Source organism: Brucella sp. NBRC 12953 (assembly GCF_040369775.1).
Classification (GTDB): domain Bacteria; phylum Pseudomonadota; class Alphaproteobacteria; order Rhizobiales; family Rhizobiaceae; genus Brucella; species Brucella pseudogrignonensis.
The window spans coordinates 58,469-69,922 of record NZ_BAABSV010000015.1 but is presented as its reverse complement, the minus strand read 5'-3'; the positions used below and the strand labels follow the sequence as shown (position 1 = coordinate 69,922).

Here is an 11,454-nt window from a genome sequence, read left to right as displayed (position 1 = left end):
CCGCACATGAACGCGTCTCAAAAGTTATTGAGGCGACCAACACTGTGCGTGCAAGGAGACCAGATCTTTGTGTTGATGGCGAGCTGCAATTCGACACTGCATTTGTTGAAGCAATCAGTCATGCGAAATCTCCGGAGTCGCCGCTCAAAGGGAATGCAAATGTCTTTGTGTTTCCCAATCTGGAGGCCGCCAATATAGGCTATAAAATTGCGCAACGCATCGGCGGAGCACAAGCCATCGGCCCCGTGCTTCAAGGCCTTTCAAAACCCGCCAACGACCTCTCACGCGGATGTAGCGCCGATGACATTCTTCACATGATCGCAATGACCGTCAATCAGGCAGCGGCAGGCAGCGGCAGGCAGCGGCAGGCGGCGGCAGGGGCTGAAGGCGGGCATAAGATGCAAGCGTGAAAGCGTGAAAGCGTGAAATCAGAATTCATTCAGACATGCCGCTTCAGCGCCAGGCAATAGCGCCACTCACTCCCGATTGATCCCGCAATTGATCCCGCAATTGATAGAGAGAGCTGATTGGGGCACCCTGTTGCCAATCACCACAGCCTATTAGCCCCTTTTATCTGCGAGGAGCACTTGGCCCGCCCGGCACTGGCCGGGGTTGCAAAGGGTGAGCCAGATGTGGGTGACAGGTTCTTTAGGGTGCGTTCTCACAGCGGCGTTTGCAGAGCTGGCCTGCGTCCGCCTACGAGAAATGCCGTTGACAATTTGCAATCACGAAAGACGGCCAAAGCGCATAGGGTCGCGTTGAGTGCTGATGTACTTATGGTTGATGCGAACCCCACCATTGTGGTCGTGAGGTATCGCGACTGCGGAACATTCGAGCAGCACCGTCACCTATCCTCCCAGAAATTGTGAGGCATTTCATATGGGGGTTCGCGCATCAGGCGCGCAACGTCATGCCTGGCCCGCGCCGCAGAAGCAGGTCGATCCTCAAGCGCCATGTGCTTGCCGGCTATATCCGCGATCTTTTGCGCTTTTTTGAGCCTGCGTCATGATGACATTTTCAATAGTGTCCGGTGGCACAAAGGCATAAACGAACCGGCAGACCAGGGCTTTGCGAACCGTTCGAATGCAACCCTCTGCTGGAACTGCAATTGCACTGCCTTGTGCGGCATCGACAATGGCTTGATACTGCTCGCGAGCATGGAATTCACGCGCCGCGCTCTATGTGGTTTGCGGATGAAAGCCGTTTCTTTGAAGCCACAATCCATCGGGGCCCCTGTGCTGGCGCTGCTACGCCGAGGCTTTTTCTAGAAGCCCGACCTGCGGCCCGATTGCGGGCAGCAGTCGGATCGGCGACTGCCCGTTGTTGATGATGACCACAGTGCCGCATCGTCATCGATTCGCGCCAGTGCGGCGCATGATATCAGAGCAGACATACAGCGCGCAGCCTCGCCTGCGCCCGGCTGTTGTCCGGGTGTCTCAGGGTATCCCGCAGGGAACAACAGTGCTGATCTTGCACCCATAATCGATCATAAGCTATGCTTTATCTATAGTGATTCGCTTTTATCTATTTTTTAAAGCGCGAGTTTCTATCCTGTCAGAAGACTGAAAATCGCAGTGAGAAGCCGCTCTCACCTTGGCGAAACCCACGTTTTCTGGAGGATTTGAACGAGATTTCGCATCTGCAAGGAGCATTTCATGACAAAAACCGCGATCAATCGCAACCACACGGCGCCCGATTCAGATGGGACCGCAGCGGCAATATCGATGCAGGATGCGCATATTATCTATAATTTGCCCTTCAACGATCTGCTGTATCGCGCCCAGCAGGTGCATCGCGCGAATTTTGATCCCAATACCATCCAGCTGAGCCGACTTCTGTCGATCAAGACGGGCGGCTGTGCCGAGGATTGCGGCTATTGCAGCCAGTCCGCGCATTATCCGACAGGTCTCAAGGCATCGAAGCTGATGGCTGTTGAGCGCGTCCTTGCGCAGGCACGCAAAGCGCGCGATGGCGGGGCGACACGCTATTGCATGGGGGCCGCATGGCGCAGCCCAAAGGATCGAGACATGGATGTTCTGGTCGCCATGGTCGCAGGCGTCAGGGCGCTTGGAATGGAGACCTGCATGACGCTTGGCATGCTGACGGCGGAGCAGTCGGTGCGGCTCGCTGATGCCGGACTTGATTACTACAATCACAATCTTGATACCTCCGAGCGCTATTATTCCCAGATCATCACCACCCGTGGGTTTCACGACAGGCTGGAAACTCTCGAACATGTTCGCAATGCCGGGATCAAGGTTTGTGCCGGTGGCATTCTCGGCATGGGTGAAACGGTGGAAGATCGCGTTTCGATGTTGGTGGCATTGGCCAATCTGCCCTCACCGCCCGAAAGCGTGCCCATCAATATGCTGATCCCGATCCCGGGGTCAAAACTCGAGCATGCCGCACCGATCGAGCCCGTCGATTTCGTGCGCATGATCGCGCTGGCACGGATCTTGATGCCCCGCTCCTTTGTGCGGCTGTCGGCTGGGCGCAGTGATATGAGCGATGAGCTGCAGGCGCTTTGCTTCTTTGCCGGTGCCAATTCGATCTTTGTCGGGGAGACGCTGCTGACCGCAGAAAATCCGGGCGAAGATCACGATGCCGCACTGCTGCGACGGCTCGGATTAAAGCCCATGGAGCGGGAGGCAGCAGCGTGAGTTTTCCGGCGTTTGATCGCTACCAGACCAGACTGACCGGCCTCATGCGCCGGTCGCGGTTTCGTGTCCTGAGCCAGACGCGTGGCGTTGATTTCACCTCCAATGACTATCTCGGCCTGGCGAGAGCACCGCAGATCGCAGCTGCTATCGCAGCAGCAATCGATCAAGAAATACCACAGGGCGCTGCCGGTTCGCGGCTGTTGCGGGGCAATCATCCTGTGCACGAGGCACTGGAAGCCGAGGCGGCAAGTTTTTTTGGTGCGCAAACCGCGCTTTATTTCAGCAATGGCTTTGCTGCAAATGTCGCGCTCTTTTCCACTTTGCCGCAAAGCGACGATCTGATCCTCTATGATGCTTTGATCCATGCAAGCGTGCATGACGGGATTCGCGGCAGCCGGGCGCGCGCTGTTGCGGTGCCACACAATAATGTCGAGGCGGTCGAACAAGCCATTCGCTTTTGGCGAGAAGGCGGCGGCAGAGGGGCGCCGTGGATCGCGGTTGAAAGCCTTTATTCGATGGATGGCGACCGTGCACCGCTCGCCGAACTGCTAGAGCTCGCAATCCGCCATGAGGGTTTTCTCGTCGTCGATGAGGCGCATGCCACTGGCGTTCTGGGTCCGGAAGGACGCGGGCTCGCTTCCACCTTGAAGGGTGCCGCCCACCTCATCACTCTGCATGGCTGCGGCAAGGCGCTCGGCGTCTCCGGCGCGCTGCTTTGCCTGCCTGCGACGCTTGCCGGCTATCTCGTCAACCACGCACGCAGCTTCATCTACTCGACAGCGCCCTCCCCGTTAATTGCGGAGGGCGTCCGCGCGGCGTTGCGGGTCGTAAGCGATGAGCCCGAGCGCCGCGACAGACTAAACACCCTATGTCGTCATGCCGGCGACGCCTTGGCCTCGACGCTCGCAATCACGCCCAGCTATTCGCAGATTCAGCCGGTGCTGATTGGTGACAATGCCCGGGCATTGCGGATCGCCGGTCTTCTGCAGGAAGAAGGCTTCGACATTCGTGCGATCCGGCCGCCAACCGTTGCGATTGGCACAGCACGCCTGCGGATCTCCATCACGCTCAATGTTGATGAGGCGCAGATCACCGCGATGATCGAGCGTCTGGGCTCAATTGTTAAGGAGGTTACGCCATGACCCCACATTATGTTGTGAGCGGCACCGATACCGGCATTGGCAAGACTGTTTTCTCCGCAGCGCTTACCGCTGCGCTTGGCGGCTGTTACTGGAAGGCGATCCAGTCGGGTCTGACTGACGAGACGGATAGTGCTGCCGTGTTGCGACTAGGCGCTCTCAAGCGAGAGCAGATCCTGCCGGAAGCCTATCGTCTTCAGACGCCCGCATCGCCGCATCTTTCCGCAAGCCGCGACGGTATCGCGATCGATTCCGCTCGACTGGATCCGCCTGAGACGCGTGGTCCCCTGGTGATCGAAGGCGCAGGCGGACTTCTTGTTCCGATCACCGAGGAGGTCGTTTTCGCCGATATCTTCGCCCGCTGGCAGATCCCAGTGATCCTCTGCGCCCGGACCTCGCTTGGCACCATCAACCATACATTGCTGTCACTTCAGGCGCTGCGGCATCGCGGCATCCCGGTGGCTGGCATTGCCTTCATCGGCGACGAGAACCGCGAGACACAACGGGTCATCGCCAGGATGGGCCGCGTGGCGGAACTCGGTCGGTTGCCCTGGCTCACTGACCTCAACGCCGCAGCGCTACAGGATGCGTTCTCTGAGAATTTCGATCTGGCACATTTGAGAAGAGGCCTTGTTTGATGCGTTCGCTTGTATGGCACCCGTTTACCCAGCATGCGCTTGAGCCGCCAATGACACGCATTGCGGCTACCGATGGCTGCTATCTTCTCGATGAAACCGGCAGGAAGATTCTCGATGCCATTTCATCCTGGTGGGTCATCACCCATGGCCATCGACATCCGACGATCATGCAGGCGATCCGCGAGGCGACCGAATGCTATGACCAGATCATTTTTGCGGAATTCTCGCATCAGGCAGCCGAACGGCTCGCCGAGGGCTTGATCGCGGTGGCACCGCCGGGGCTCGCGCATGTCTTTTATTCGGACAGCGGCTCGACCTGCGTCGAAGTGGCGATCAAGATGGCCCTTGGATATTTTCACAATCGCGGCGAGCCCCGCGATCGTATCGTCGTGATGGAAGCGGGCTATCACGGCGATACGATCGGTACGATGTCTGCGGGCGCGCGCGGCGTTTTCAATGCCGCCTATGAAGCGCTGCTGTTTGGCGTTGACCGAATTGCGTTCCCGCGGGCCGGGCTGGGACAGCAGACGCTGGATCAGTTTGAGACGCTCTGCCGCAGCGGGCGGGTGGCCGCGCTTTTGATAGAGCCTCTGGTGCTTGGCGCCGGCGGCATGAAGATGTACGGCCCCGCCACACTTGCCGGGTTGAAGACGATTGCCGAACGGTATCAGTGTCTTTTCATAGCCGACGAGGTGATGACAGGTTGGGGGCGAACGGGAACGATGTTTGCTTGTGAACACGCCGGCATCACGCCAGATATCCTGTGCACATCAAAAGGTCTGACCGGCGGTGCTTTGCCGCTTGCCGCCACGCTTTGTGTAGGCAAAGTCTATGAGGCGCATCTGTCAGAGGATCGGCGCAAGACATTCTTTCATTCCAGTTCCTATACAGCCAATCCGATTGCCTGCACGGCGGGCGTTGCCAATCTGACGATCTGGCAGAACGAGCCGGTGCTTGAGCGCATAGGCGCGCTTGAAACCGCGCAGCGGCTCAATCTTGCCCGCTTCGACAACGATCCGCGCTTTGCCAACATCCGTCAGTGCGGCACACTTGCCGCGCTCGATCTTGTGGGAGAAGGCAACGGCTATCTTTCGCAAGCAGCCCCCCGAATGCGCCAATTGTTTCGCGATCGCGGGATACTCATCCGCCCGCTTGGCAACGTCCTCTATCTGATGCCGCCCTATTGCATGAGCGATGCTGAGCTCAGTCTTGCCTATGACGCGGTGGATGAAGTTGCATCGATCGTTCTGGAAAGTGCGCGATGAACTCTGTCCGTTCATCGCGCATCGTAGGCTTTGGCCATGCTGTGCCGCAGCGATGTGTCTTTAGCGCAGAAATCGAGCAAAGACTGGGCCTTGAAGCCGGTTGGATCGAGCGACGGACCGGCATTGGAAGCCGTTACTGGGCGGATGACCATGACACGCTGACCGGGCTTGCGGAAACGGCTGCCCGGATGGCGATGGATGATGCCGGGATCCGGCCGCAGGAAATCGCGCTGACGCTGCTCGCGACCTCGACGCCAGATCATGTTCTTCCCCCCTCCGCGCCTTTATTGAGCCACCGGCTTGATCTTGAGAAAGCAGGTGCGGTCGATCTGGCAGGCGCCTGCTCAGGCTTCCTCTATGCGCTGGCGCTGGCCGATGGTTTCGTCAGGCTGCATGGTCGCTCGGTCCTGATTGTTGCAGCAAACATCCTCAGTCGCCGTATCAATCCGAATGATCGCAGCACCTCAGCCCTGTTTGCTGATGCGGCCGGTGCGGTCGTGCTGGCGCCTGATCCCGATCCACAGCGCGGACTTCTTGCGCTCGATCTTGTATCGGATGGGAGCGGCTATGATCTGATCACGATACCGGCGGGCGGTAGCAACCGGCCCTATTCGAGTGAGATGGATGCGGGAGCATTTCTGATGACGATGCGAGAGGGTCGCGAAGTCTTTGTGCGGGCTGCAGCTTTGATGACCGGCACTGCACGGCAGGCCTTGCGCCGCGCGCAGATGAGCGTGGATGATGTTGATCGGTTCATTCCGCATCAGGCCAATGCGCGATTGTTCAACACTGTTTGCAACGATCTCGGCATCCCGCGCCACAAGATGGTGCAGACGATCCGAGACTACGGCAATTCATCGGCTGCCACGATCCCGCTCTCGCTCTCCATTGCCCGCCGTGAGCGTGATTTTGCCCAAGGCGAAATCCTGCTTCTGAGTGCTGCCGGCGCAGGTTTGGCGGGCGGATCGGTTGTGCTGCGGATCTAGCTGCCTGGATTAATCGCATATGATCGGCGTGCTGATTGGCAAGCGGGATAGCCAGCACAGGTCCCTCTGACGATGGCTCACCGCTCACGCTTCATAAAAGACGAACCGTCATCCTCCGCGGCAGCGATTTCCACTTGTGCGCTCATTCCGGCCACAAGCACAACCCCGGCAGGGACCCTATCGATATGAATACGAACAGGGATGCGCTGGGCGAGGCGCACCCAGGAAAATGTAGCCTCAACATTGGGAAGCCCAAGATGGCCTGGCGCCCCGTTATCCTCTTCAATACCCCGGCCAATGCTCTCGACATGGCCTGTCACCGGCTGATCGAACCCCATGAGTTTCATGCGTGCGCGGCGACCGATATGGATCCGCCTCAATCTGGTTTCCTCGAAATAGCCGGTAATCCAGAAGCTCGCTGAATCAATGATGGCAATCTTGGTCTCGCCGGCATTGGCGTAGTCACCGCCGCGCAAGCGCAGGTTCGTCACATAGCCCTCGACAGGAGATCGGATCGTGGTCCGCGCGAGATTGAGTTTCGCAAGTTCAAGGGCCGCCTTCGCACCTTGATAGGCTGCGGCTGCCTGCGCCGCCTCGCCCGCCGCCTGCTCGATGACCTCCTGTGAGGCGATGTCGCCCAGTCTGCTCCGTCTTCTGGCGGTCGCCTGTCTTATCAGCATATCCTGACGTCTGGCCTCCGCCTCCGCTTCCGCATTGATCACCGCGAGACGAAAACGCTCGGGGTCAATCGCATAGAGGATATCACCGCGATGGACATATTGATTGTCGTGTACGGACACCGAACGGATTGTGCCGGAAACTTCCGGTGCGATCTGCACGACATCCACGCTGACGCGAGCGTTGCGCGTCCAGGCCATGCTTTCGTATCGTTGCCAGAGATGGAAAGCGACGAAAACAGCAAGGGCAACAACGCAGAGTGTGAGGAGATAACGGCTTGACAAGGATAGAAGCGAATTCATGAGAAGGAACCGGAAGCGGTTAGGGCCTGCAAGAGCAGAGCATAGCTGAAGATGAAAACGGCAAGTTCGATGAGCGGGCGATGGGCGAGCGCACGCAACAGACCGATCGTGGCCAGCAACTGCAAAATGCCCATGGTGACGACAAGGGCTGCAATCGCCAGCACCAGAAGGCCGGGAAGCAGGACACCGCCACTGTTGAAATCGGTGATCATGATCGCCTGGCCTTCATCCTCAAACCAATCCCGAGAGCGAAGCGAAGGTCAATAAGGAGGTCGATGAGAAGGACCTGCTTTTCATCGGCGGGCTTCGCATTTGCAGCCATCAGCCTGTCGATCTGACTTTCCAGATCAAGGGCCTGTCTGAGGTCGCAACGATGCCTGCCATCGAAATACCCTGCGATATCCGACAGGAGTTTTTTGATCCCGGCGGCGGTTTCCCCCTGCAATCCCGTGCACGCTTTTGTGATCTGCATGACGGCATGACCAATGCGAAGATGATGAAGGGTGTCGTCGAGCACATCTGAATAGGAATTCTTTGCCCCTTGAAGACGCGGCAGCAGCAGAGCGGTCCGGTCGATCATCAGGCTGGTCCAGTTCGATGCAGAGTGATGTCTGGCATCTGGTTTCTGGCACAGAGCCCTGCGGCGGACATCCTGGCGGCTTATCTGAAGCAGACGCTTGATGGCACGCTCAGCAGCGACCGTTTGAAACAGTGTCATGCTGAACACTGCGAAACCGGTAGCAGCAAACACTGCAAGCACCGCATTGAGCGACTGGGCAAAATTGGCGTCATAGGCTGGGTTGAGCCCCCCCAATATCGGGATGGTCAGGGTGATACCCAGTGCCATGAAAGCGGTGGGTGGACGTGCCTGCAATGAGCCGGCAAGCAGAAATGCAGGGGCAAGCACGGCCATCAGCATGCTGAAATCGGTAACCTGCGGCAAGACAACGAAACTATAGAGAAGACTGATGGCAACACCATAGACCAGGCCGTTGATATATTTCATGAGGAAGGGTGCCGGTGCATCGAAATTTCCAAACAAGGTGCAGCATACCCCGACGATGGAAAGGGCCATGCCACCTTCCGACCAGGCGGATAAGATCCAGAAAGCGCAGCCGATCAGGATAGCGGTCATTGCCCCGATGGCAGCACGGGCTGCCATCCACCGGTCGCGGTGATAGACGTATCCTGTGCCAAAGCGCGCTCCGTGAAGTTGGGAAAGGCGACCAGCACCCATGAGATTGTGTTGGAGCCCATTGCAATCGGAAAGCAGTGCGACCAGTTCAGCCAGATGACCCGCGAGATTGGCGACGATCCGCCGATCAGACAACAAAGGTCCTTGTTCTGCGCATTGCTTCAGCGATGAAGCCTTGTCGATCAAGCCGCGCGCTGGATCATGCTGTTTGGACAGAGGCGGTGCCTGTATCCATCCCGCGATCGCATGCAGCAGATCAGCCAGATCAGCCGGTATGGGTTCCTCGTCATCGTTCAGGGCATGAAGCCGGTCTGCAATATCCGCGCAAAGCGGGAGCAGGCGCGCCAGGCGATCGTGCAAGACCCGCAATTTCTGTCGCTCGGGCGTGAACGGTGCGGGATCGTAAGGCAGATGTGCGGTTAGCCCTTGCAGGACAAGAAGATCGACGGCAAGCAACTTGCTGTCGCGAGAAATTTCTGCGGCCATCATGCCGCCAAGCGCGTCGACCGCCAGCTGGCGCGCATCCTTTAATGTCGTCTTGAGTTTAGCCGCAAACTGATCACTGGCGCTTATGGGCAAGATGAAGCGGTGCAGGAGAACGGCGCAGAGAATGCCAATAGAAATCTCCTGCACACGCATCAAGGCGACATCAAATATCGTCGCCGGATCGAGCAGGCTTGGGAATCCGATCAGGCTCGCCGTATAGCCGGCGAGCACAAAGGCGTAGGAACGGGGCGTCCTGTCGAGGAGCGACAGATAGAGACACAATCCGATCCAGCAGGCGAGAACGATGCTGCACAGGATCGGGTCATTGACGAAATTGGGAACAATCAGAACAGTGGCGATCGCCCCGATCGTCGTTCCAACCAGACGATAAAGGCCGCGGCTAAGCGATGCGCCGGCAGAAGCCTGTGAGACGATATAGACGGTGACGATGGCCCAGGATGGTTTCGAAAGCCCGATGTGCAGCGATAGGTAATAGGCGAGCATTGCCGCAGCAAAACTCCTGATCGAAAAGACCAGCGCTTTGGCGTCTGCCTTGATGGCGGGGGAGCTAAGGAAGCGCGCAACCATTGGCCGCCACCAGGTGCCGATGCTTAGAAACCGTTTGTGAAAATGAGCAATTGCGTTCATGCGGGGAAATATCGCGGCATTGCAAAGCTAAATAAATTCGTTATCCTGACAAAAAATATCTCAATCCTGCCAATGATGGATCGCTTGCAACCCGCCAATCTTTCCTATGACCCTGATCTCAGCGATCTGCCAGTGCTTGCGCGGGAACTTGATTTTTGCGACTACCAGGCGGAAGTCCCGATCCATAGCCATCGCAAGGGCCAGCTGATTATTGCGCTGCGTGGCGCGGTTACCTGCACCACAAACAAAGAAATATGGATCGTGCCGCCCAATTGCGGGGTCTGGATACCGGGTCGGATACCCCATAGTGCGAAGGCGACAGCCAATGCGAGGCTGAATTATCTGTTTGTCGAGCCTGATGCAGCCGCTCTGCCAGAACAATGCTGCACCGTTTCCATTTCTCCCATGATCCGGGAAATGGTGCATCGGCTGGCGCAGGAACATGCGGATTATCGTTGGGATAGCCATGCTGCCCGCATTGCGCGTGTGGTGCTTGATGAATTGGCAATGATGCCACGCGAGCATTTCAACCTGCCGGTTTCCAGCCATGCCAAGATCAAAACGATCGCGGCCGGCCTGACCGTCAATCCCGCAGATCGCAGCACGCTGGGTGAATGGGCGAAACAGGTCGCCATGAGCGAGCGATCACTGGCGCGTCTGATGCTTGTGGAAACAGGATTGACATTCGGCCGCTGGCGCCAGCAGTTGCATCTGGTTTTAGCGCTTCGGCAATTGGCGAGTGGCGCAAGCGTGCAGGCTGTTGCCGGCGAACTCGGCTATGAATCGGTCAATGCTTTCATAACGATGTTCAAGAAAGCGCTTGGTACGACACCGGCGCAATATTTCGCGCAGCATCACGCCAAATCGACCCGCTTAAAACACGCTGTGTCCAAATAGTTGTTTGACCAAGTATCGCTTTCAGCATGGAGGCTGCTGCCGGTCTGGATCCGGGTCAGGTCCGTCCGGCGGCTCCCGCAGCCAGCGAGAACGAGGACGGTGCGATCAAGACAACGATCAAAAAAACCTTTGATTGGGTGGGTTCCGGCGAACCGCACTGTTTCCTCACCACCTCTCGTTCACAAACCTGTTCAAGTGCCGCGCCGACCTCTTCAGGCTGGTGCTGCTCGACCAGCCGTCCATCGGACTCATGACCGGTTTCTGGCGATACGCGCTTAGGCGACCACATCGCCGCCTGCGTGCAGTCAGGCGACAGTAGCCGCAGGATCGATGTCGCGAGACGTCCAACTTGACGCATGAGCCACAGCTGAAGAATAGGCAGAATCGTGCGCCCGTACCTGTCTGCCTGAGTCTGCAGGTTGCATCCGGCATTGGTCACGCGCCTATCAATCCAAGCCGCGGCCCGTGATCCTTGGTGTAGAACGGTGGCTGAAACCTTGATGGATCCAACAATATTGGGGAGGGTATACACACAGTGCAGACGGCCGCGATCCCGAGAT

General features: G+C 57.8%; 11 protein-coding genes. 7 read left to right on the top strand and 4 right to left on the bottom strand.

Annotated elements, in window-relative coordinates:
* From ABWV94_RS22975 to ABWV94_RS22950, 6 genes are all read left to right on the top strand, one after another.
* Positions 1-410, top strand: a 410-nt coding sequence (locus ABWV94_RS22975; RefSeq protein ID WP_353415494.1) for a phosphate acyltransferase, incomplete at its 5' end; no start/stop codon positions are given.
* Positions 411-1,724: 1,314 nt separating this feature from the next.
* Complete coding sequence (bioB, locus tag ABWV94_RS22970; RefSeq protein ID WP_353415500.1) at positions 1,725-2,660, top strand: biotin synthase BioB; 936 nt, start codon at positions 1,725-1,727, stop codon at positions 2,658-2,660.
* Entirely contained in the window at positions 2,657-3,802 is a 1,146-nt protein-coding gene (locus ABWV94_RS22965) for an 8-amino-7-oxononanoate synthase (RefSeq protein ID WP_502905214.1), read from the top strand. The genes bioB and ABWV94_RS22965 overlap by 4 nt, the downstream gene beginning before the upstream one ends.
* A complete protein-coding gene (bioD, locus tag ABWV94_RS22960) occupies positions 3,799-4,437 on the top strand; it encodes a dethiobiotin synthase (protein WP_113497707.1) in 639 nt (212 codons plus the stop codon). The genes ABWV94_RS22965 and bioD overlap by 4 nt, the downstream gene beginning before the upstream one ends.
* Positions 4,434-5,702 carry an adenosylmethionine--8-amino-7-oxononanoate transaminase gene (locus ABWV94_RS22955; protein WP_353415493.1) on the top strand — a complete coding sequence of 423 codons (1,269 nt, stop codon included), beginning with the start codon at positions 4,434-4,436 and terminating at the stop codon, positions 5,700-5,702. The genes bioD and ABWV94_RS22955 overlap by 4 nt, the downstream gene beginning before the upstream one ends.
* Positions 5,699-6,688, top strand: coding sequence for a beta-ketoacyl-ACP synthase III (locus tag ABWV94_RS22950; protein ID WP_353415491.1), 990 nt, complete (start codon positions 5,699-5,701; stop codon positions 6,686-6,688). Before ABWV94_RS22955 ends, ABWV94_RS22950 begins: the two co-directional genes overlap by 4 nt.
* Before the next feature lie 77 nt (positions 6,689-6,765).
* Here the strand turns inward: ABWV94_RS22950 and ABWV94_RS22945 are convergent, their stop codons facing one another.
* From ABWV94_RS22945 to ABWV94_RS22935, 3 genes are read right to left on the bottom strand one after another with little or no spacing between them, the layout of a single operon-like run.
* On the bottom strand, positions 6,766-7,668 hold the full coding sequence (locus tag ABWV94_RS22945) for an efflux RND transporter periplasmic adaptor subunit (RefSeq protein WP_113497701.1): 903 nt from the start codon (positions 7,666-7,668) through the stop codon (positions 6,766-6,768).
* Complete coding sequence (locus ABWV94_RS22940) at positions 7,665-7,880, bottom strand: DUF1656 domain-containing protein (RefSeq protein WP_113497699.1); 216 nt, start codon at positions 7,878-7,880, stop codon at positions 7,665-7,667. Before ABWV94_RS22940 ends, ABWV94_RS22945 begins: the two co-directional genes overlap by 4 nt.
* On the bottom strand, positions 7,877-9,937 hold the full coding sequence (locus ABWV94_RS22935; RefSeq protein WP_353415490.1) for an FUSC family protein: 2,061 nt from the start codon (positions 9,935-9,937) through the stop codon (positions 7,877-7,879). The genes ABWV94_RS22940 and ABWV94_RS22935 overlap by 4 nt, the downstream gene beginning before the upstream one ends.
* A 135-nt stretch (positions 9,938-10,072) precedes the next feature.
* On the opposite strand from ABWV94_RS22935, the gene ABWV94_RS22930 reads away from it, so the two are divergent.
* Positions 10,073-10,894 (top strand): AraC family transcriptional regulator, encoded by an 822-nt coding sequence (locus tag ABWV94_RS22930; RefSeq protein ID WP_353415499.1) that lies wholly within the window; start codon positions 10,073-10,075, stop codon positions 10,892-10,894.
* Positions 10,895-10,949: 55 nt separating this feature from the next.
* Here the strand turns inward: ABWV94_RS22930 and ABWV94_RS22925 are convergent, their stop codons facing one another.
* Entirely contained in the window at positions 10,950-11,252 is a 303-nt protein-coding gene (locus tag ABWV94_RS22925) for a hypothetical protein (protein WP_353415489.1), read from the bottom strand.
* Positions 11,253-11,454 lie beyond the last annotated feature (202 nt).

Excerpts from the sequence above, each read along its gene's own strand:
- ABWV94_RS22925 (WP_353415489.1), bottom strand. The coding sequence starts at position 11,252 with ATGCGTCAAGTTGGACGTCTCGCGACATCGATCCTGCGGCTACTGTCG.
- bioB (WP_353415500.1), top strand. The coding sequence starts at position 1,725 with ATGCAGGATGCGCATATTATCTATAATTTGCCCTTCAACGATCTGCTG.
- ABWV94_RS22940 (WP_113497699.1), bottom strand. The coding sequence starts at position 7,880 with ATGATCACCGATTTCAACAGTGGCGGTGTCCTGCTTCCCGGCCTTCTG.
- ABWV94_RS22950 (WP_353415491.1), top strand. The coding sequence starts at position 5,699 with ATGAACTCTGTCCGTTCATCGCGCATCGTAGGCTTTGGCCATGCTGTG.
- bioD (WP_113497707.1), top strand. The coding sequence starts at position 3,799 with ATGACCCCACATTATGTTGTGAGCGGCACCGATACCGGCATTGGCAAG.
- ABWV94_RS22945 (WP_113497701.1), bottom strand. The coding sequence starts at position 7,668 with ATGAATTCGCTTCTATCCTTGTCAAGCCGTTATCTCCTCACACTCTGC.
- ABWV94_RS22935 (WP_353415490.1), bottom strand. The coding sequence starts at position 9,937 with ATGGTTGCGCGCTTCCTTAGCTCCCCCGCCATCAAGGCAGACGCCAAA.
- ABWV94_RS22930 (WP_353415499.1), top strand. The coding sequence starts at position 10,073 with ATGGATCGCTTGCAACCCGCCAATCTTTCCTATGACCCTGATCTCAGC.